The organism is Streptomyces sp. NPDC000134 (assembly GCF_042899225.1).
Classification (GTDB): domain Bacteria; phylum Actinomycetota; class Actinomycetes; order Streptomycetales; family Streptomycetaceae; genus Streptomyces.
The window spans coordinates 124,439-144,243 of record NZ_JBIAZN010000007.1; the positions used below are offsets into that span (position 1 = coordinate 124,439).

Below are 19,805 nucleotides of genomic sequence, written 5' to 3' on the forward strand. Positions count from 1 at the left end.
GACAGAACATGACCGAACCCACGGGAATCCATGTCGAGGGCGTCCACTTCGGCTACCCCGGCCGACCCGTGCTGCAAGGCGTCGACCTGACGGTCCGGCCGGGCGAACTGACCGCGCTCACCGGCCTGAACGGCTGCGGCAAGTCGACCCTGCTGCGGCTCGCCGCCGGGCTGCTGCGGCCGGACCGGGGCCGCGTCCTGCTCGGCGGGGAGGACCTCGCCGGGCTCTCCCGGCGTGCCACGGCCCGGCGGGTGGCGCTGCTGCACCAGTCCGCCCCCGCCGTACCGGGCATGACGGTACGTCACCTGGTGCGCCAGGGGCGGTACGCGGCCCGGGGCCCGCTCGGCATGCTGCGCGAGGGCGACGATCCCGTCGTACGCCGGGCGCTGCGCGACGTCGGGGTGGAGCGGTGGGCCGACCGGGACGTCGACGCCCTCTCCGGGGGCGAACGGCAGCGGGTGCGCCTGGCGATGGCGCTCGCCCAGGACACCCGGGTGCTGCTGCTGGACGAGCCGACCACGTATCTGGATCTGCACCATCAGCTCGACGTGCTGCGGACGGTGGTCCGGTTGCGCGCGGAACGCGGCCTGACGGTGGTGATGGTGCTGCACGACCTGGGCCACGCCGCCCGGTTCGCCGAACGGATCGTCGCGCTGCGCGAGGGCCGGGTGGTGGCCGACGGGACGCCGGAGGAGGTCGTCACTCCGGGGCTGCTCGCCGATGTGCTGCGGGTGGCCGGCCGGGTGGGCCGGGACCCCGAGGGGGGATGGCCGGTGTGTTACCCGGATCACCCTCTTCCCGATCACTCGGTGCCCCTGAGTACTAGAATATGAAAATCAGATTCATTAGAGTGCTGTTCGCGGTGCTCAACCGGACGCCGCGACTTCCCTGATCCACAAGGAGAGTTCATGGACAACGAACAGGTCTTCGCGCCCATCGCCGACCCCGGTCAGCTCGCCCACGACTCCGCTTCCCACTCCAACGCCCTCGTCGAGAACCCCTTCGACGACACCGAGGAGTAGGCGCGAGCCGAACCCCTGACCGTGGGCCCGCCCGTTGCCTTCCGGGCGGGCCCACGCCCATCCCGCAGCCCCCGTCTCCCCAGGAGGACCCACGTGTCCCGCAGTCAGCTCGCCCCCGGTGTCGAGGTCGTCGCCGTACCCGGAAGGGGGCTTGCCGTCCGCACGGCCGACGGGGAGTTCCTGAGCGTGCGCACGGCGGACGCCGACGAGGACGCCCTGCTCGCCGCGCTCTCCGGAGCGGCCCCGGGGCCCTCCACCGGCGAACTCGCCCGGCTCGTGCGGGCGTTCGAGGAGGCCGGATACCTGGCCGCGGAGACGCGGAACCCCTCATGGCCGGCGGCCCGCCGGGACGTCCGGCTGCTGGGCGACCCGGTGCTGACCGGACCGCTCGCCGCCCACCTGCGCGCCCTGGGCGCCGAACCCCGCACACGGGACACCGGCCGCTCGCCGGTCACGCTCGACGAACTGCTCGAAGGAGAGCCCGCCGCCGTCGTCTGGTGCCTCGACGGGCCCGTGCCCGACGGGTTGTGGGAGGCGGCCGACCGGTTGCCCGAGCGGGGCGTGGCCTGGCTGCGCTGCCACCGAGAGGGCCGGCAGGCGTACGTCGAACCCCTCGCCGCCGCTCCCGGGGACGTCACCTCGGCCCACGTCCGGGCCCGCCGGCTCGCCGCGACCCCCGCGCACCGGGAACTGGCCGCCTACTGGAGCGGGCCCCGCACCTCCGGCCCGCCCGTCCCGCTCACCGCGCCCGCGGCCGGGCTCCTCGCCGCGCTGCTCGCCGACGACCTCACCCGCTGGGCCACCGCCGCCCCCGACACCGGCGGCCTGCCCGCGCGGCGGCGGCTGCGGTGCGTCGACCTGCGTGCCCTCACCGTCACCGAGCACCCCGTGCTGCCCGTGCCCGCCGTCGCCCCGATGCCGAAGAGGGACGGATGACCCTCAGCACCGAGGCCGTCGCGGGGCTCGCCACCGACGTGCACCTGCCCGACGGCGACGGGCCCTTCCCGGCGGTCCTCGTCCGTACCCCGTACGACCGGCGCCGGCACCGGGCCGAGCTGCGGGGCTGGGCACGACGCGGATTCGCCGCGCTGGCGCAGGACGTACGCGGCCGGTACGCGTCGCCGGGGGAGTGGCGGCCCTACGAGAACGAGGCCGCCGACGGAGCGGCGACCGTCCGCTGGATCAGGCGGCAAGCCTGGTCGGACGGGCGGTTGGTGGCCGCCGGCGGCTCCTACGCCGCCCACTGCGCCCTCGTCCTCGGCACCCGCCCGGACGCCCGCCCGGACGCCGTCATCGCCGCGGTGCCCGCGCTGGGCGCCGCCGAGACGGCCCGCGAACCCTCCGGCCCCGAACGGCTGTGGACCCGGGCCGCCTGGTGGGCCGCCCACGGGGACCGGCCGGACTCCGACGAGGACGCGCTGGACAAGTCCCTCGCCGCGGACCCCGCACTGCTCACCCACCTGCCGCTGACCGGCCTGCCCGAACGGCTCGGGCGGAGCCTGCCCTCCTGGCCGGGCCTGTGGCGGCGGCACGGACGCGGACGGCTCCTGGCGGACGCGGAGCGCGCCGGTATGCCCCTGCTGGCGGTCGGCGGGCACCACGACCACTTCACCGAGGACACCGTCGCGCTGTGGCGGCGCTGGGGCGGCCCCTCGGCGCGGCTGCTGCTCGGCCCCTGGGGACACGGCCTCGTCTCCCGGCCCGGCCCCGACGCCCGCCCGGCACACCGTCTCGATCTCGGTGGGCTGTACGCGCGCTGGGCCCGCCGCGCCCTCGCCGGCGACCTGGCCCCCGGGCACCATGGCGCGATCGCGCTCGGCGACAGCCCCTGGTGGCTGCCCGCCGGCACGGAGGGCGCACCACACGCACCGGACCTGCGTCTGCTGCGCGGCCCCCGCTTCACCGCCGACCCCGCCCGGCCCGTGCGGTCCGGGGACCTGACCGTCCCCGCCGACGGGCCGCCCGACCGCTGCCTGCTGGTCACCCCACCGCTGCCGCGCCCGCTCGATGTCGTCGGTCCCGTGCGGGTACACCTGCGGGCCACCGCGGACACCCCGTCCGCCGACTGGGCCGCCCGGCTCGTCGCCCTCACCCCGAAGGGCACGGCCGAACGGCTCGCCGTCGGCATCGTCCGCCGCGAGCGACCAGCCGGGGCGCGGACCGAGTTCACCGTGGACCTCGGGCGGCTCGCCCGGCGACTGGCCGCGGGCACCCGGCTGCGCCTGGAGATCGCCGGACACCACTTCCCGGCCCACGCCCGCAATCCGCACACCGGTGACGACCCGGTCACCGCCGTCCGGCTGCTCGCCTCCCGCCGGGAGGTGGACCCGGCGGGGGTGGTCCTGCGACTGCCCGTCCTCACCGCCCGCCCCGCCCCCACCGACCCCGCCAAGGAGATCCTGCGATGACGGCGCTGCCGCCGGAAGCACTCGTCGACCCCGTCTGCGGCATCGTCCGCAAGGTCAAGCCCGTCGAACACCCCGCGGGCGCCCCGCCCCGCTACACCGCGCTCACCGCGGAGATATCCGACGCCCGCAGACTGGGCCTCTGGCCCGCCGACCGGGTGTCCCTCGGTACCACCTTCGGCGACCCGGAGGGCGCCCGCGTCGCCGCGATAGCCGAGGGGGTCGAGCGGTACTGCGGCAACCGGGTGCCACCGCCCGGCCACCCCGACGCCCCGCTGCGCGCCACGGCCGCCGAACTCACCGGCAAGGGCCTGCGGCTGTACGGGCCCGGCGACCTGCCCGCCTACGCCGACTGGCAGTACGCCCGCGCGGACTTCCCGTACCGCCCCTTCACCGCCGACACCCCGGCGCTGTGGACCCGGGGCACCGAACCGCTGCCCGGCGGGGGCACCGCCGAGGTGTGGGCGCCGGTCGCGCTCACCCACCTCAACTGGCGCCAGGGCGAGCTGCGTTCGCTGCCCCGCACGCACCACCTCAACTACGCGGGCATAGCCACCGGCCAGGGCCTCGACGACGCGGTGGAACGCGCGCTGCTGGAGATCGTCGAACGCGACGCCCTGGAACTGTGGTGGCACCTCGACGGACCGGCCCGCGGCATCGACCCGGCCAGTGTCCCCGGCCTCGCCGACGACCTCGCCGGATCGGCCCTCGACGTCCACCTCGTGGAGATGCCCTCCGAGTTCGCGCCCTGCGTGGCGGCGCTCGTCCACGATCCCCGGCTCGGCCTGTACGCCGCCGGGTTCGCCTGCCGGTACGACCCCGCGGAGGCCGCCCGCAAGGCCGTCCTCGAAGCCGTCCACACCTGGGTCTTCACCCAGGGCCTCACCGACCCCGACGGCTGGGTCTTCCAGGCCGTCGAGGCCGGACTGCTCGCCCGGGGCCTGTACCTGGAACACCGCGCGGACCGCCGCTACCTCGACGCCTGCGGCGACCGGTTCGAGCGGGTCCGGGACCTGGGCGCGCACGTCCAGGTGTGGCTGGACGAGCGGATGGCGGCCGAGGCCCGCCGGTTCACCCACCCGGCGCACGGCACCGTCCCCGTCGACGCGGTCGCCCCCGGCGACCGGCCGCGCCTCGACCGCGCCCTCGAACGCGGCGGTCACCGGGTCATGACGTTCGACCTCACCACCGAGGACGTGGCCGAGACGTCCCTGCGGGTCGCCCGCGTCCTCGTCTCCGGGCTGCTGCCCAACGCCCCCGCCGCCTTCGGCTACTTCGGCTGCCCGCGCCTGGCCGGCGCGGCCCTCGCCCGGGGCTGGCGCACCCACGCCCCGACCGGCCCGGAGGACTTCACGCTGGCTCCTCCGCCCCACATGTGACGGGCGGTACGGACCCGATGAACGGCTCACCGCGGCCCGCGGAACTCGCGGCCGGCCTGCCCGCCGCCCTCGCCCGCGCCCGCTCCGCCGAGCCCCCCGGCCCCGACACCGCCGCCGGGCCCGCCGTACGGGCGTGGCCGGGACCGGCGCGCCCGGTGCCGGAGGCCGGACCCGGGGAACTCGACCTGCGGGCGCTGCTGCGGCTCTCCCTCGCGGCCTCCGACCGCACGGGACGGCTGCGGCCCGCGCCCTCCGCGGGCGCGCTGCACCCGGTCGACGCCGAACTCGTCACGGGCGACGGCTGCCCGCTGCCGCCCGGCCGCTACGGATACGACCCGCTGCGCGACCGCGTCCACCACCTCGGCCCGCCGCCCGGCGGCACCCCGCCCGGCGTGCGCGTCGAACTGTCCGTCACCCCACGGCGTACCGTCTCCCACTACGGGCATCGCGCCTGGCCGTTGCTGCTGCTGGACACCGGGCACGCCCTCGCGGCGGTGTGCCTGGCGGCCGGCGCGCTGGGCCCGTACCGGGCCGTGACCCGGATGGACGGGCACGAATGCGGTCCTCTCGCCTGCGTCCACCTCACCGCCCCCGGCCCGGCGGACCGGGACCGGCCACCGCTCCCGCCGACGGCCCGCCGCAGCGCGCCACCGGAGGCACTGCGGGGCACCCCGTCCCCCGACGCGCTGGGGGCGGTGCTCGCCACCGCCGTCCGGGCGGCCGCCGGGGAACTGCGCTGGAGCGCCGCCGTCGGGAAGCCCCGGCCCGGACTGCTCCGGCCGGGCCCCGACGGTCGGCCGCCGCGGTGGTACGCCACCGGCGAGGCCCGGCCGACCCTCGCCGCCTGGGCCGCGGGCCAGGCGTGGCTCGCGGACGCGGGCGCGGTCCTGCTCGCCCACGGCTGCCCGTCCGACGCCGACGCGGCCCGGGTCCGCCGCACCCACCTGCACGCCGGCTACGCCGTCCACCTGGCCGACGCCACCGCCCGCCGCCACGGCCTCGCCACCCGGCCCGTCGGCTCCTGGCAGCGCGCCGACCTCGGCGCCGCGCTCGGCACCCCACCGGGCCGGGACTGGATCGTCCACGCCCTGGCCCTCGGCACCGGTCACGCGGGTGAGGGGAGGGGCCTGTGATCGTCCACGCCCTGGCCTTCGGTACCCGCCGCGCGGGGGAGGGGAGGGGCCTGTGATCGTCCACGCCTGGCCTTCGGTACCCGCCGCGCGGGTGAGGGGAGGGGCCTGTGATCGTCCACGCCTGGCCTTCGGTACCCGCCGCGCGGGCGAGGGGAGAGCCCCGTGACCGTCCACGCCCCGGCCTTCGGCACCGGTCACGCGGGCGAGGAGAGAGCCCCGTGACCGTCCACGCACCAGCCCTCGGCATCCGTCACGCCGACGAGGAGAGAACCCCGTGACCGTCCACCCCGAACTCCGCCGTGCCGCCCGCCGCGCCCGCCGCCCCCTGGGTGCGGCCACCCTGCTCCTGGGTGCCGTCACGCTCACCCACCTGGCACAGGCCGTCCTGCTGACGCATGCCCTGGCGGGACTCGCCCGCGGCGACACCGGCCGGCTCCCGCCGCTGCTCGGCGCGGTCCTCGCCGTCGTCGCGGCCCGCGCCGCGCTCGCCCACGCGCAGCGGCGCACCGCCACCCGGGCCGGCGCCGAGGTCAGGGTCGCGCTGCGGGACGAACTCCTCGCCCACCTCGGCCGGCTCGGCCCCGCCCACCTGACCACCGCCCGCGCCGGAGCCGTCCGGACCACCCTCGTCGACGGCGTCGAGGGCGTCGACGCCTACGTCTCCCGCTACCTGCCCCAGCTCCTGATCACCCGCACCGTGCCGCCCCTGGTGCTCGCCGCCCTCGCGGCCGTCAGCCCGGCCGCCCTCCTCGGGCTCGTCCCCGCCCTGCTGCTCGCCCTGTTCGGGCCGCGCGCCTGGGACCGGCTCCTCGCCGAACGCGGCAAGGACCACTGGGACACCTACGAAGGACTCGGCGCCGACTACCTGGAGGCCCTCCAGGGCATGCCCGCCCTGCGGGCCGCCGGCGCGGTCGGCCGGACCCGGCAGCGCCTGGAGCGACGGTCGGCGGCGCTGCACCGGGCGACCGTCGCCAAGCTGCGGGTGTCCCTGGTGGACACCGGCATCACCGACCTGGCCGTCCAGGGCGGCACCACGGCCGCCGCGCTCCTCGCCTGCTGGTCGGCGGCGACCGGCTCCGCCGCGGCGACCGGCACCTACCTGACGCTGCTGCTGGCCTCCGAGTGCTTCCGGCCGGTCCGGGACCTGGCCCGCGAGTGGCACGCCGGATACCTGGGCGCCTCCGCCGCGGACGGCATCGCGGCCCTGCGCACCGCCCCGCCCGCCGTCCCCGACACGGGCACGGCCCCCGCGCGGTGGTCCGGCCCGCCCGAAGTGCGCTTCGAGAACGTCGACTTCACCTACGACGGCGCCGTCGCGCCCGCGCTGCGCCAGGTCACCTTCACCGCCGAGGCCGGCCGGACCACCGCGATCGTCGGACCGTCCGGCGCGGGCAAGAGCACCCTCCTCGCCCTGCTCCTGCGCCACCACGATCCGGACGGCGGGCGGGTCCTCCTGGGCGGGCGGTGCGCGACCGCGTTCCCGCTCGACGCGCTGCGGCGGGGCATCGCCGTCGTCTCCCAGGAGACGTACCTCTTCCACGCCACCGTCGCCGAGAACCTGCGTCTGGCCCGGCCGGACGCGACGGACGAGGAGCTGACGCGGGCGGCCCGCGCCGCCGGTGTCCACGACGAGATCACCGCCCTGCCCGAGGGTTACGCCACCGTCCTCGGCGAACGCGGCGCCACCCTGTCCGGCGGCCAGCGCCAGCGGCTCGCCCTCGCCCGGGGGCTGCTGGCCGACGCCCCGGTGCTCGTCCTCGACGAGGCCACCAGCGCCGTCGACGAGCGCCGCGAGGCGGACATCGTCCGCGACCTGCCGGGCGCGGCGGGCGGCCGTACCGTCCTGGTCGTCGCCCACCGCCTGGCGGCCGTCCGGCACGCCGACCGCATCGTCGTCCTCGACGGCGGCCGGGTCGACGCGATCGGCGACCACACCGCCCTCGTCGACGCGGGCGGCGTCTACACCCACCTCGTCGAGGCCGGGCACGCCCACCGGGAAGGACTGGCCGCGTGACCACCGCCCCCGACACGGGCACGCCCGCGCACGGCGCCCTGCGCGCCCTGCTGCCCGCCCTCGCCGCACACCGCGCCATGACGGTCCGCACCTGCGCCGCCGCACTCCTCGAACAGGGCTCCCTCGTCGCGCTGCTGACCCTCGCCGCGCACACCGTGGGCACCGCCGTCATCGAGGACCGCGCCCCCTCGCCCGGCACCGTCGCCGCGCTCACCGCCCTCGTCCTGGTCCGCGCCCTGACGACCTGGCGCGAGATGGACCTCTCCCACGACCTGGCCTACCGGGTGCTCGCCGCGCTGCGCGTGCGCGTCTTCGACGGCCTCGCCCGCAGCGCGCCCGCCCGGGTCGCCGGCCGGCGCAGCGGAGACCTCGCCGCCACCGCCATGGCGGACGTGGAGGCACTGGAGTTCTTCTACGCCCACACCACCGCCCAACTCCTCGCCTCGGGAACGGTGTTCACCGCGGGGATAGCGGTGCTGGCCGCCGCGGAGCCCTGGCTGACGGCGGCGGTGCTGCCGGTCGCCGCGCTGCTCGCCGCCGCGCCCTTCGCCGACGCGGGCGGCCGCGAGGCGCGCGGCGGACGCACCCGTACGGCCGCCGCGGAACTGTCGGCGGACACCGTGGAGAGCGTCGACGGGCTCCGCGAACTGCTCGCCTTCGGCCGACTGGCCGACCGCCGCCGGCTGCTCGCCGAGCGCGGCCGGCAGGTCGGTGCCGCCCAGCGCGCCGAGGCCACCCGGGAGGCCACCGCCGCCGCCGTCCGTGACCTGCTGATCGTGCTCGCGGTCCTCGGCGTGGTCGCCGCCGCGGCCCGGTCCGTCACCGCCGGACACCTGCACGGCGCCTGGGCGCCGGCCGCCATGGCACTGGCGCTGTCGGTACTGGGGCCGGTCGCCGAGTCGGCCAGGGCGCTGAGCCAGGCCATGGCCCTGCGCGCCGCCGCCGCCCGGGTCGACGCCGCGGTACGTGCCCCCGCGCTCGCCCCGCCGCCCGCCGCTCCCCGCCCGCTGCCCGACGGCCCGCTGGGCGTCCGGCTGCACCGGGTGGGGTTCGACTACGGCGCCGGACCCGTCCTGCGCGGCCTGGACCTGACGGTCCCCGCCGGACAGACCCTCGCGCTGGTCGGCGCCTCGGGGGCCGGGAAGTCGACCTGCGCCCATCTGCTGGCCCGGTTCTGGGACCCCACCGAGGGCGCGGTCCACCTGATCCCCGGCGACGGCGACCCCGTCGACCTGCGGGACATCGACGACGCCCGGCTCCGCCGCGCGGTCGCGCTGGTCGGCCAGGACACCCCCCTCCTCCACGGCACCCTCGCCGACAACCTGCGGCTCGCCGCACCCGACGCGGACGACGACCGGCTCGCCGAGGTCGCCCGGCTCTGCGGCGTCGACCGGATCGCCCCCCTGGACACCCCGGTCGGCGAGCGCGGCGCCACCCTCTCCGGCGGGCAGCGCGCCCGTATCGCCCTGGCCCGCGCCCTGCTCACCGGGCCGAGGGTCCTCGTCCTGGACGAGTCCACCGCCCACCTGGACAACTCCTCGGACGCCGAACTGTCCGCCGCGCTGCGCGACACCGGCCGCACCACCGTCGTCATCGCCCACCGCCGCGCCACCATCCGCCGGGCCGACCGCATCGCCGTCCTGGAGGGCGGCCGCATCGCCGAGGAAGGCACCTGGGAGGAACTCACCGCCCGCCCCGACAGCGCGCTCAACCGGAACCTCGCCGGCCCCGCGGCCTGAGCGTTCGGACCCGCCACCGCAAGATCTACGACACTGCGGAGTCCCGCGCGCCCGTAGCCCCGGCCGGTCCGGCGGTGGGCCGTCATCCGTTTGGCACGCCTGCGGCGGGCGGGGCCGCGGGTGCCGGTGTTCCTGGGGCACACTGAGGGCATGGGCGACCTCAGTGCCTCGGGAACCCCGGCGCGGCGGTTCCCCCGGTGCCCGGAGAGTGCGGCGCAGGCCCGGCACTTCGTGCGGGCCGCCCTCCACGACGTCGCGCCGGACCTCGTGGACACCGCCCAGCTCCTGGTCAGCGAGCTGGTCACCAATGCCGTACTGCACGCCCGCACGGAGGTCGACGTCTCGGCCCGCCTCGCCGACGGCACCGTCCGGGTGGGAGTGACCGACCGGCGCCCGGACCGCCCGCCGGTGCCGCACGACTGCTCCTCCTACGCCGGTACGGGACAGGGACTCGCCCTCGTCGAGAAGCTCGCGGACCGGTACGGCGTCGACGCGGACGACCGGACCAAGACCGTCTGGTTCGAGCTGGGCCCCGGCACACCGGCGCCCAGCACCACGGGCTGGGAGCCGCCCGCGCCGCCCGCGGGCGGAGGCGCCGACGCGACCGTGACGCTGATCGATGTGCCGGGCGCGCTCTACGCCGCCTCGCAGCAGCACCGGCACGCCCTGCTGCGCGAGGCCACCCTGGCCCTGGCGGCCGGAGACGACTTCGGCGTATCACCGGAGGACCTGGCCACCGCGCAGGACCTCGACAACGTGATCACCGCCAGTGTCACCGCGGCGCTGCGCCGGCAGCCCGCCGGGACGGAGATCCGCTCCCTCCCCCTGGCCGTTCCGGCCGACGCCGCGCCGGCGGTGCGCACCCTGTGCGACGTCCTCGACGCGGCCGAGGACGCGGCCCGCGGCGAACGGCTGCTGACGCTGCCGGCCCTGCCGCGCAGCCGGGTCTTCCAGCACTGGCTGTTCGACCAGATCGCCGGGCAGCTCGCCGGCGGACGGCCCACCGCCTGGACGGTGGTCCCCCGGGAGCCGGGCGCCAGCCCCTCCGAACTGGTCCCGTGGGACCCCGGGCAGGTGCGGGCCAGCCGGGTCCCCACCGTCGTCGCCGACGAGCGGAACCGGATCATCGCGGCCAACGGGCCCGCCGGCGACCTCCTCGGCCGCGACCCGGACGACCTCGTCGGGCAGCCCCTCACCGTGCTCATGCCGGAACACCTCAGGAAACGCCACGTCACGGCGTTCACCGCCCTGCTGCTCAGCGGGCACCCCCACATCCTCGGCCGGTCGGTGCCGCTGCCCGCGCTGCACCGCGACGGGCACCTGGTCCCCGTCCGGCTGTTCATCCAGGCCCAGGAGACCGCCGACGGCCGGACCGTGTTCATCGGCCAGCTCACCCCCCGGGCGACCACGCCCGAGTCCCCGGCGGACCGCTCGGGCCGGGTGCGGAACGCGTCGCCGCACGCGCCGACCGGGCCGCCCCCGGCCGCCACGCGCGCCGCCGGCCGCGGCCCGGGGCACGGCCGGGGCAGCATGACGGCGGTGGAGCGGCTGTCGCTGCTGGCCGACACCGGGGCCGCGCTGAGCAACGCCTCCGACCTGGAGGAGGGCCTGCAGCACGTGGGCCGGATTCTCACCGGACGGCTGGCCGACTGGTGCGCGGTGGACCTGTTCACCGAGGACGCCGAACCGGAACGGATCTGCCTGGTCCGCGGCGGCCCCCAGGGACCGTGGTCGGGGGAGTACGAGGGCCGGCTCCCGCCCGTGACCGAGAGCGCCCGCGGCCCGCTGGCCCGGGTGCTGCGCGGCGCGGGCCCCCTGCTGCTCGCCGGGGAGCCACCCTCGGACCAGGTCGCCAGCGCGCTCGACGCCCACTACCGGGAGCTGTTCCGGGCGCTGGAGACGAACAGCGCCGTCGTGGCGCCCCTGCGGGTGCGCCGCGAGGTGATCGGTGCCCTCACCGTGGCCCGCAGCGGCGCCGGCCGGCCGCTCACCGAGGAGGACCTGTCGCTCGTCGACGACCTGGTCCGCAGCCTCGCCCTGGGCGTGGACAACGCCCGCCTGTACCAGCAGACCCGGGACATCGCCCAGCGCCTCCAGCACTCCCTGCTGCCCGTACTGCCGGAGGTCCCGCACCTGGAGCTGGCCGCGCGTTACGCGGCCTCGTCCACCACCGCGCAGGTCGGCGGGGACTGGTACGACAGTTTCGTCCTGCCCAGCGGGGACACGGCCGTGGTGATCGGCGACGTGACCGGGCACAACCTGGACGCCGCCATCGCCATGAGCCAGTTGCGCAGCATGCTGCGCGGGATCGCCGTGGACCGCCAGGAACCGCCCGACATGGTCCTGCGCCGCCTCGACCTGGCGAACCACACCCTGTACCGGGAGGCGACGGCCACCTGCGTGTACGGCCTGGTGAAGGGGCACGAGCAGGGCCCCTGGGAGCTGGTGCACTCCTCCGCAGGGCACCTGCCGCCGCTGCTGATCACCCCGGAGGGCCGCACCCACTACCTGGAGGACGGTTCCGGGCTGCTGCTCGGCATGGACATCGGCATGCGCCGCCCCCGGTCCCGCGCCGCGCTCCCCGCCCACTCCACGCTGCTGCTCTACACCGACGGCCTCATCGAACGCCGCGGCGAGTCCCTGGACCGCGCCATGGACCGGCTCCGGCGGCACACCGCCGCCCTGGTCCACGAGCCCCTCGACGTCTTCTGCGACGAACTGCTCATCGGTCTCGGCGCCGACAACGACGACGACATCGCCGTCCTGGCCGTCCGCCCCGGCCGGCCGCCGGACGGGACCGGCCCGCCGCCGGAGGGGACCGGCCCGCCGCCGGAGGGGACCGGCCCGGTGACGGCCTGACCCCGGGCGCCCGGGGGCCGGAACCCGGCTGACCGGCGTGGGCGCGGGCTCAGGTGCCGAGCCGGGGCGGGACCCAGGCGTGGTGCCGCAGGATCATGCGGATCGCGGCGCGGGAGGGCGTCAGCCGCATCGCCGTGTCGCGCAGGGCGACGGCCAGCGGGTGGGAGAGCTGGTGGCCCATCCGTCCGGCCTGCCGGGCGGCTCGCGCGACGGCCTGACTGCGGGGCCGGCGCTCGGCGTCGTAGCGGGCGAGCGCGGCCTCGATGGTGGGCGCGGCGGCGAGGGCGGCGGCCAGGGTGACCGCGTCCTCCAGGGCCTGGCAGGCGCCCTGGCCGAGGTTGGGCGTCATCGCGTGCGCCGCGTCGCCGAGCAGCGCGATCCGGCCGGCCGTGAACGAGGGGAGCGGGGCACGCAGTTCGGCGACGTCGTGGTGCAGGACGTCGGCGGGCCGGGTCGCGTCCAGCAGGGCGGGGATCGGATCGTGCCAGTCGCGGAACCGCCGCCGCAGCTCCGCCAGCGGGTCGGCGAACCGGGTCCGGGCCGGGAGGGTGAGGACGGCGTGCCACTCGGCCCGCCCGTCCGGGAAGGCGATGTGCCCGAACTCGGCACCCCGGCCCCAGGTCAGCTCGAAGTCGGTGCGCGGGTCGACCGGCCGCTCGGTGACGGCGCGCAGCACGGTCGAGCCGCTGTAGACCGGGCCGGGGTGGGCCGGGAAGAGCAGGCCGCGCACCTTGCTGCCGACGCCGTCGGCCGCCACGACCAGATCGGCCTCCAGCGCCGTGTCCCCGCAGTCGACCCGGACCGTGCCGGGACCCGTCTGCCGGACCGCCCCGGCCCGCGAGCCGATCCGGAGCGCCTCGGCGGGCAGGGCCTCGCGCAGCAGCTTGTGCAGGGTGGAGCGGGGGATGCCCATGATCGGCGTACCCACCGCCCGCTCCAGCGCCGCCCCGTCCATCCGGGCCAGCCAACCGCCCCCCGGCGTGCGGGTGCCGCCGCTGTACTGGCCGCGTGAGGCGCTCCGTACCGCCGCGCCGACGCCGAGTTCGTCCAGCGCCCGCAGGCCGTTGGCGGCCAGCGAGATGCCCGCCCCCGCGTCGTCGAGCACGGACGCGCGCTCGACGACCGTCACCTCCCAGCCGACTCGGCGCAGGCCGATCGCGGCGGCCAGCCCGCCGATGCCCCCTCCGACGACCACTGCTGTGTTACCCATGGCGCACCCTCGTCCTTCTACACCTGTAGAAGGGTGAGGCTACCCGAGGCTCTACAGGTGTAGAAAGGGGGTATGGCTTCGGAACGGCGCACCCTGCTCGCGGACGCGGCCCTCGACGTACTCGCCGACGAGGGCATCCGCGGTCTGACCCACCGGGCGGTCGACCGCAGGGCGGCGCTGCCGGCCGGCACCACCTCGGCCTACTTCCGCACCCGCGCCGCGCTGCTCACCGGGCTGGTCACCCGTCTGGTCCAGCTCGACCAGACGGAACTGCGCACGGTCGCCGAGGACCTCGCGCCGCTGCGCACCGCCGGGGAACTGGCGGACGGCCTGGCGCTGCTCACCCGGCGGCGGCTCACCGGCGAGGGCCGCCGCCGCTCGCTCGCCCGTTACGCCTGCGCCGTGGAGAGCGTGCGCGATCCCGAGCTGCGCGAGATCCTCGTGCCCCGCGAGAACGCCGGGCGCGAGGCGGTCCGGCTGTTCCTCGCCGCGCACGGCGTGACCGAGGTCGACACCCGTACGCACACCCTGCTGACCTGCGTCGACGGCCTGGTCTTCGACCGGCTGGTGAGCGGCGGCGACGAGGTGCCGCGCGAGGCCCTGGAAACCCTGATCGCCGCCGCCCTGCGCTAGCGCCCAGCGCGGGCCCGCCGACCGGCGCCCAGCACCCCGCCGCCCGGACCGCCGGCCGGCCTATGAGGAACGCCGCTCGGCCCGTGCGCGAGCGGCGTCGTGGGCGTCGCGCAGCAGCCGCAGCACCGTGTCGCCCGTCCGCTCACCGGGATTGACGACGCAGACCCAGCCGAGCGCCCCGTACACCGGGTGCGGCAGCACGGTGTCCACCGCGGCGTGGTCGCGACGGCGTTCCAGGGCGCGGGGCGACTCCCCGGTCAGCCGTCGGAACGCGGCGCCGCCGACGCGCACGTTCACCCGCCAGCGCCCCGGGGGGTCGAGGTCGGAGGCGGTGTCGTCGGGGTAGTCCTTGGTGACGATCGTCCCGTACGGCTGTGTGCGGTGCGGTACCCGCCCGTCGGGGGCGTAGTAGAAGAAGGCGTCCCCCCACGCCGGTTCCGGGACGTCGCTGCCCGGCCCGGGGACGAGGACGAGCGCGCCGTCGAAACCCCGCACGGCCGCGATGATCTGTTCCATACTCATGGTTCGAGCATCATCTTCAAGTGCTTGTGTGGGGTTGGCCGATGAACGGGCCGGTACCGCTCCGGACGACGGACGTCGCCAGGGCGTCGGGGTATTCGCCGCAACAGGTCCGCGACCTGGAGCGGCTGGGCGTCATACCCCCGGCCGCCCGCTCGGCCAACGGCTACCGGGCGTACAACCCCACGCACGTACGGGCCCTCCACGCCTACCGGGGCCTGGCCGGCGCCGTCGGACCGGTCGCCGCCCGGCAGACGCTCGCCCGCCTGCGCACCGCCACGCTCGCGGAGGCCGCCTCGGCGATCACCGACGTGCATGTGCGGCTCGCCCGCGAGCGGGACGAGGCGCTGCGCGCCCAGCGGGCACTGGACGCGATCCGGGGCGAGGCCGGTTCCGCGCCCGGGGCCGGGCGGGAGGGCGACGCGATGACCATCACCGAACTCGCCGGCGCACTCGGCGTACGCCCCTCCACCCTGCGGTTCTGGGAACAGGAAGGACTCGTCCGGCCCGAGCGGGTGACGTCCCTGCGGGCCCGCCGGTACGGCCCCTCGGCGGTCGGGGCCGCCCGGATCGTCACCGCCCTGCGCGGCGCGGGACACGGCATCCCCGCGGTGCGCGAGATCATGGCCTCCCTGGACCGGCTCGACGGCGCGGAAGAGGCCCGGGACATCCTGCGGCGACGGCTCGACCGGATCGCCGAACGCACCGTGGCGCTGCTGCGCGCGGGCACCGACCTGGCGGCCGTCGTCACCTCCGCCCGGGAGACGGCGGACGCCCGCGGCACGTCTCTTTGACCCCCGGTCGGCGGGCCGCCGCGCCCCCAGAGGGCTCAATCTGAGCGCGCCCGCCCGGTGGACTCCAGTACCGCCGTCAGGAAACGACGCACCACCGCCAGCTCATCCGCCCGGAAACCCTCCGCGGCCGCCGTCACCTCGCCGATCACCGGCCCGAAGAAGCCCCACCCGAGTTCCATGGCCTTCTCCCGCACCTCCAGCAGCACGCGCCGCCGGTCTGCCGTGTCCCTGCTGCGCCGCACCAGTCCCAGCCTCTCCAGGCGATCCACCAGGGCGGTGGTTCCCGCGGAGTTCAGCCGCAGTTGCTCACCGAGCCACCCGGGCGTGGCGCGCGTACCGGCGCGGCCGGCGTCCAGCAGGTGGATCAGCGCGCGCACATCCGTGGGGTGCAGCCCGTGGCGCGCGGCGAACTCGGCGCCCAGCAGGTCGAATTCCACGGTGACCGCGCGCAACAGGTGGACCAGTCCCGGCACCGGGTTCTGTTCGTCCATGCCCACTCCCCGGGCTCGGAGGTAATATCTCGCTGAGCGAGATTATCGCCCAGCGAGAGGAATGCTGTGTCCCTGCCCCCCTTCGACCTGGCCTACGACGAGCTTCGCGCCCGCTGGCCCGAGTCCACCGAGGACCGCGACATCGCCACACCGTACGGGCGGACCAGGGTCCACGTGTACGGCCCCGCGGACGGCAGCCCGCTGGTACTGCTGCACGGCGGCTCCGCCACCGGCCTCGTCTGGTACGCCAACGCGCCCGCCCTCGGCGAGCGGTACCGGGTCCACGCCGTGGACCTGCTGGGCGACGCCGGCCGCACCGAGCGGCGGGGCACACCCCTGAAGAACGCCGACGACCTGACGGCCTGGCTGGACGCGTTGCTGGACGGGCTCGGGCTCACCCGCACGCACCTGTGCGGCCACTCGTACGGCGCCTGGCTGGCCGTCAAGTACGCGCTGCGCGCACCGCACCGGGTGGACCGTCTCGCCCTCCTCGACCCCACCCAGGTCTTCGCCGGGTTCCGCCTCGGCTACCTGCTGCGCGCGCTGCCCACCCTGGTCCGCCCGAGCGAGGCACGGGCCCGCGCCTTCCTGGCCTGGGAGACGGCGGGCACCCACCCGGACGAGTCCTGGCAGCGCCTCTACGCGCTGGCCGGCACCGTGCCCGGCCGCAAGCTGGTCACCGGCGCCCGCCCCCGGGCCGCCGACCTCACCATGCCGGTCCTGGTCCTGCTCGCCGGACGCAGCCGCGTCCACCACGCCGCCAAGGTCGCGGACCGGGCCCGCCGCACACTCGCCAAGGGCGAGGTGGCGCTGCTCCCGAGGGCCACCCACCACTCCCTGCCGCTCACCTCGCCGGAGCCGCTGAACGACCGGTTGCTGGCCTTCCTGAGCTGACACCGCCGGCCGGCTTCAGCCCATCAGTTCGCCCACCAGCGCCGCGACCTGTTCCGTCTCGATGAGGAAGCCGTCGTGGCCGTACGGCGACTCGATCAGCCGGGGACGGTCGGCCGTAGGGATGCCGGCCGCCAGCTCCGCCTGCTGGGCCGGCGGGTACAGGCGGTCGGAGCCGACGCCGGCGACCAGGGCCGGGGCGGTCACCCGGCGCAGGGCCGCCCGCACACCACCGCGGCCCCGGCCGATGTCGTGGCTGTTCATGGCCTCGGTCAGCACCACATAGCTGCCCGCGTCGAAGCGGCCCACCAGCTTGGCGGCGTGGTGGTCGAGATACGACTCGACCCGGTACCTGCCCCCGTGCCACGGGTCCTCCGCGTCCTGCGGCGAGCGGCCGAAGCGGGCCTGGAGTTCCGGCTCGCTGCGGTACGTGACATGCGCGATCCGCCGGGCCACACCGAGCCCGGCATGAGGTCCCCGGCCCGTGTCGTGGTAGTGACCGCCGTGCCAGTGCGGGTCCGAACGGATGGCGTGCAGTTGCGCCGCGGCCCAGGCGATCTGCTCGGCGCTCGCCGCGGCCGTGGTGGCGAGCAGCAGCAGCGCGCCCGTCCGCCGCGGGTACGACACCGCCCACTCCAGCGCCCGCATCCCGCCCATCGACCCGCCCACCACCAGGGCCCAGCGGTCGATGCCCAGCGCGTCCGCCCAGCCCGCCTCGGCCGCCACCTGGTCGCGCTGGGTCAGGAAGGGGAAGTCACCGCCCCAGCGGCGGCCGCCGGCCCGCGCGGAGGACGGTCCGGTGCTGCCCTGGCAGCCGCCCAGCACATTGGGGGCGGCCACGAACCAGCGGTCGGTGTCGAGCGCCAGCCCCGGGCCGACCAGCCCGTCCCACCAGCCGGCCGTGGAGTGCCCCGGTCCGGCCGGCCCGGCGACATGACTGTCACCGGTGAGGGCGTGCAGCACCAGCACGGCGTTGGACCGGTCCGGCGCCAGCCGCCCCCAGGTCTCGAACGCCAGTCGCAGGCCCGGCAGTTCACCGCCCGCCTCCAGCGCGAGCGGCCGGTCCCGGACGTACCACCGCCGGCGGCCCGGCGGGTCCCCCTCCTGCCAGCTTCCCGAGGCCGGCGGGAGCGGGACCGCCGAAGGCGTCAGTACGGTGTTCAGGACGCGCCCTTCGCCGCCCGGAACCCGGCCTCCAGGTCCGCCTTGAGGTCGGCCAGGCTCTCGATGCCGACCGACAGCCGCACCAGGCCCGGGGAGGCGCCGGTGGCCGCCGACTGCTCCGCGTCGAGCTGGCTGTGGGTGGTGGACGCCGGATGGATGATGAGGCTGCGCACATCACCGATGTTGGCGAGATGGCTGAACAGCTCCACCGCGTCCACGAACCGCTTGCCCGCCTCCACCCCGTCCCGCAGCTCGAAGGAGACCACGGCACCGGCACCGCGCGGCAGATACCGCTGCCCGGCCTCGTACCACCTGCTGGAGCGCAGGCCCGGGTAGTGCACGGCGGCGACCTCGTCGCGCTGCTCCAGCCACTCGGCGAGCGCCAGCGCGTTCGCCGAGTGCCGCTCGATCCGCAGGCTGAGCGTCTCCACGCCCTGGAGCAGCAGGAACGCGGAGTGCGGGGAGAGGGCCGGCCCGAGGTCGCGCAGCAACTGGACGCGCAGCTTGACGGCGAAGGCCCCCGGGCCGAGGGCCGGCCAGTACCGCAGCCCGTGGTAACTGGGGTCGGGCTCGGTGAAGTCGGGGAACCGGTCGGGGTGCGCGCCGAAGTCGAAGGTGCCGCCGTCGACCACCACACCGGCGATCGCGGTGCCGTGCCCGCCGAGGAACTTGGTCGCCGAGTGCACCACGATGTCCGCGCCGTGCTCGATCGGCCGCAGCAGATAGGGAGTGGGCACGGTGTTGTCCACGATCAGCGGTACGCCCGCCTCGTGGGCGACGTCCGCGACCGCCCGCACGTCGAGGACGTTGCCGCGCGGATTGCCCAGGGTCTCCGCGAACAGCGCCTTGGTGCCCGGCCGGACGGCCGCCCGCCAGGCCGCGAGGTCGTCCGGGTCCTCGACGAAGGACACCTCGATGCCCAGCCTGGGCAGCGTGTGCCGGAACAGGTTGTACGTGCCGCCGTACAGCGACGCGCTGGAGACGACGTGGTCGCCGGCGCGCGCCAGCGTGAGCAGGGCGAGGGTCTCCGCCGCCTGCCCGGAGGACAGGGCCACGGCCGCGACCCCGCCTTCCAGCGCGGCGATCCGCTGTTCGAACACGTCCTGGGTGGGGTTGTGGATGCGGGTGTAGATGTTGCCGGGCTCGGCCAGCGAGAACAGGTCGGCGGCGTGCTGGGTGTCCCGGAACACGAACGACGTCGTCTGGTAGATGGGGGTGGCGCGGGCGCCGGTCGTGGGATCGGCCACGGCACCGGCGTGCACCTGCTTGGTCTCGAAGGACCAGGCGGAGCTGTCGGGACCGGCGGGTCCCTCGTCGGGGGTGTGACCGGCGGTGACGGAGTCGATCGGCTGGGACATGGTTCTCCGTAGGGGATCGGGCGGCCGCGGATGGGGCCGGGTACGGCTCGGAGATCGCTGCCGTCGCCCAGCGGGGGGCGGCCAGGAGTGCGGGGATACGGGCGGCGCCGGGGCCGCGGGGAGCGCCGAGGAACCGCCTCGGCGGGAGCGCGTCAGGACACGCGGATCAACAACACGAACCCGGGCGTCGGCAC

17 protein-coding genes are annotated in these 19,805 nt (G+C 76.5%); 12 read left to right on the plus strand and 5 right to left on the minus strand.

The features are described from left to right. Positions 1 to 8 precede the first annotated feature (8 nt). From ACFY32_RS12725 to ACFY32_RS12765, 9 genes are all read left to right on the plus strand, one after another. Positions 9 to 833: an ABC transporter ATP-binding protein gene (locus tag ACFY32_RS12725; RefSeq protein WP_390674128.1), complete on the plus strand. Its 825-nt coding sequence runs from the start codon at positions 9 to 11 to the stop codon at positions 831 to 833. A 75-nt stretch (positions 834 to 908) separates the two neighbouring features. After that, positions 909 to 1,022, plus strand: a complete 114-nt coding sequence (gene amiA / locus ACFY32_RS12730; protein WP_240661371.1) for a streptamidine family RiPP — start codon at positions 909 to 911, stop codon at positions 1,020 to 1,022. A gap of 93 nt (positions 1,023 to 1,115) precedes the next feature. Continuing rightward, complete coding sequence (locus ACFY32_RS12735) at positions 1,116 to 1,958, plus strand: hypothetical protein (protein WP_390674129.1); 843 nt, start codon at positions 1,116 to 1,118, stop codon at positions 1,956 to 1,958. Continuing rightward, positions 1,955 to 3,430: a CocE/NonD family hydrolase gene (locus ACFY32_RS12740; RefSeq protein ID WP_390674130.1), complete on the plus strand. Its 1,476-nt coding sequence runs from the start codon at positions 1,955 to 1,957 to the stop codon at positions 3,428 to 3,430. Before ACFY32_RS12735 ends, ACFY32_RS12740 begins: the two co-directional genes overlap by 4 nt. Then, positions 3,427 to 4,806 carry a YcaO-like family protein gene (locus tag ACFY32_RS12745; RefSeq protein ID WP_390674131.1) on the plus strand — a complete coding sequence of 460 codons (1,380 nt, stop codon included), beginning with the start codon at positions 3,427 to 3,429 and terminating at the stop codon, positions 4,804 to 4,806. Before ACFY32_RS12740 ends, ACFY32_RS12745 begins: the two co-directional genes overlap by 4 nt. Positions 4,807 to 4,823: 17 nt before the next feature. Then, positions 4,824 to 5,939, plus strand: a complete 1,116-nt coding sequence (locus tag ACFY32_RS12750) for a SagB/ThcOx family dehydrogenase (protein WP_390674132.1) — start codon at positions 4,824 to 4,826, stop codon at positions 5,937 to 5,939. Positions 5,940 to 6,213: 274 nt separating this feature from the next. Then, on the plus strand, positions 6,214 to 7,953 hold the full coding sequence (locus tag ACFY32_RS12755) for an ABC transporter ATP-binding protein/permease (protein WP_390674133.1): 1,740 nt from the start codon (positions 6,214 to 6,216) through the stop codon (positions 7,951 to 7,953). Further along, positions 7,950 to 9,692 (plus strand): ABC transporter ATP-binding protein, encoded by a 1,743-nt coding sequence (locus ACFY32_RS12760; RefSeq protein ID WP_390674134.1) that lies wholly within the window; start codon positions 7,950 to 7,952, stop codon positions 9,690 to 9,692. The genes ACFY32_RS12755 and ACFY32_RS12760 overlap by 4 nt, the downstream gene beginning before the upstream one ends. Positions 9,693 to 9,842: 150 nt before the next feature. Continuing rightward, positions 9,843 to 12,551, plus strand: a complete 2,709-nt coding sequence (locus ACFY32_RS12765; protein WP_390674135.1) for a SpoIIE family protein phosphatase — start codon at positions 9,843 to 9,845, stop codon at positions 12,549 to 12,551. Between the two features lie 49 nt (positions 12,552 to 12,600). Here the strand turns inward: ACFY32_RS12765 and ACFY32_RS12770 are convergent, their stop codons facing one another. Continuing rightward, positions 12,601 to 13,761 (minus strand): FAD-dependent monooxygenase, encoded by a 1,161-nt coding sequence (locus tag ACFY32_RS12770; RefSeq protein WP_390674136.1) that lies wholly within the window; start codon positions 13,759 to 13,761, stop codon positions 12,601 to 12,603. A gap of 72 nt (positions 13,762 to 13,833) precedes the next feature. Between ACFY32_RS12770 and ACFY32_RS12775 the strand changes: the two genes are divergently transcribed. Then, positions 13,834 to 14,394, plus strand: a complete 561-nt coding sequence (locus tag ACFY32_RS12775) for a TetR/AcrR family transcriptional regulator (protein ID WP_390674137.1) — start codon at positions 13,834 to 13,836, stop codon at positions 14,392 to 14,394. A 60-nt stretch (positions 14,395 to 14,454) separates the two neighbouring features. Here ACFY32_RS12775 and ACFY32_RS12780 read toward each other — a convergent pair whose 3' ends face one another. Continuing rightward, positions 14,455 to 14,910: a DUF6194 family protein gene (locus ACFY32_RS12780; RefSeq protein ID WP_390674256.1), complete on the minus strand. Its 456-nt coding sequence runs from the start codon at positions 14,908 to 14,910 to the stop codon at positions 14,455 to 14,457. A 47-nt stretch (positions 14,911 to 14,957) separates the two neighbouring features. Between ACFY32_RS12780 and ACFY32_RS12785 the strand changes: the two genes are divergently transcribed. Continuing rightward, positions 14,958 to 15,707, plus strand: coding sequence for a MerR family transcriptional regulator (locus tag ACFY32_RS12785; RefSeq protein WP_390674138.1), 750 nt, complete (start codon positions 14,958 to 14,960; stop codon positions 15,705 to 15,707). Between the two features lie 35 nt (positions 15,708 to 15,742). Here ACFY32_RS12785 and ACFY32_RS12790 read toward each other — a convergent pair whose 3' ends face one another. Next, entirely contained in the window at positions 15,743 to 16,198 is a 456-nt protein-coding gene (locus tag ACFY32_RS12790) for a MarR family winged helix-turn-helix transcriptional regulator (RefSeq protein ID WP_390674139.1), read from the minus strand. A 66-nt stretch (positions 16,199 to 16,264) separates the two neighbouring features. Between ACFY32_RS12790 and ACFY32_RS12795 the strand changes: the two genes are divergently transcribed. After that, positions 16,265 to 17,092, plus strand: a complete 828-nt coding sequence (locus ACFY32_RS12795; protein ID WP_390674140.1) for an alpha/beta fold hydrolase — start codon at positions 16,265 to 16,267, stop codon at positions 17,090 to 17,092. Between the two features lie 15 nt (positions 17,093 to 17,107). On the opposite strand, the gene ACFY32_RS12800 is transcribed toward ACFY32_RS12795, so the two are convergent. Both ACFY32_RS12800 and ACFY32_RS12805 read right to left on the minus strand, forming a co-directional pair. Next, positions 17,108 to 18,253: a homoserine O-acetyltransferase gene (locus ACFY32_RS12800; protein ID WP_390674257.1), complete on the minus strand. Its 1,146-nt coding sequence runs from the start codon at positions 18,251 to 18,253 to the stop codon at positions 17,108 to 17,110. Continuing rightward, a complete protein-coding gene (locus ACFY32_RS12805; RefSeq protein ID WP_390674141.1) occupies positions 18,250 to 19,611 on the minus strand; it encodes a bifunctional o-acetylhomoserine/o-acetylserine sulfhydrylase in 1,362 nt (453 codons plus the stop codon). Before ACFY32_RS12805 ends, ACFY32_RS12800 begins: the two co-directional genes overlap by 4 nt. Positions 19,612 to 19,805 lie beyond the last annotated feature (194 nt).

Coding starts and splice junctions, on each gene's coding strand:
- ACFY32_RS12745 (WP_390674131.1), top strand. CDS start 3,427: ATGACGGCGCTGCCGCCGGAAGCACTCGTCGACCCCGTCTGCGGCATC.
- ACFY32_RS12725 (WP_390674128.1), top strand. CDS start 9: ATGACCGAACCCACGGGAATCCATGTCGAGGGCGTCCACTTCGGCTAC.
- ACFY32_RS12785 (WP_390674138.1), top strand. CDS start 14,958: ATGAACGGGCCGGTACCGCTCCGGACGACGGACGTCGCCAGGGCGTCG.
- ACFY32_RS12790 (WP_390674139.1), bottom strand. CDS start 16,198: ATGGACGAACAGAACCCGGTGCCGGGACTGGTCCACCTGTTGCGCGCG.
- ACFY32_RS12775 (WP_390674137.1), top strand. CDS start 13,834: ATGGCTTCGGAACGGCGCACCCTGCTCGCGGACGCGGCCCTCGACGTA.
- ACFY32_RS12765 (WP_390674135.1), top strand. CDS start 9,843: ATGGGCGACCTCAGTGCCTCGGGAACCCCGGCGCGGCGGTTCCCCCGG.
- ACFY32_RS12770 (WP_390674136.1), bottom strand. CDS start 13,761: ATGGGTAACACAGCAGTGGTCGTCGGAGGGGGCATCGGCGGGCTGGCC.
- ACFY32_RS12805 (WP_390674141.1), bottom strand. CDS start 19,611: ATGTCCCAGCCGATCGACTCCGTCACCGCCGGTCACACCCCCGACGAG.
- ACFY32_RS12750 (WP_390674132.1), top strand. CDS start 4,824: ATGAACGGCTCACCGCGGCCCGCGGAACTCGCGGCCGGCCTGCCCGCC.
- ACFY32_RS12740 (WP_390674130.1), top strand. CDS start 1,955: ATGACCCTCAGCACCGAGGCCGTCGCGGGGCTCGCCACCGACGTGCAC.
- ACFY32_RS12780 (WP_390674256.1), bottom strand. CDS start 14,910: ATGGAACAGATCATCGCGGCCGTGCGGGGTTTCGACGGCGCGCTCGTC.
- amiA (WP_240661371.1), top strand. CDS start 909: ATGGACAACGAACAGGTCTTCGCGCCCATCGCCGACCCCGGTCAGCTC.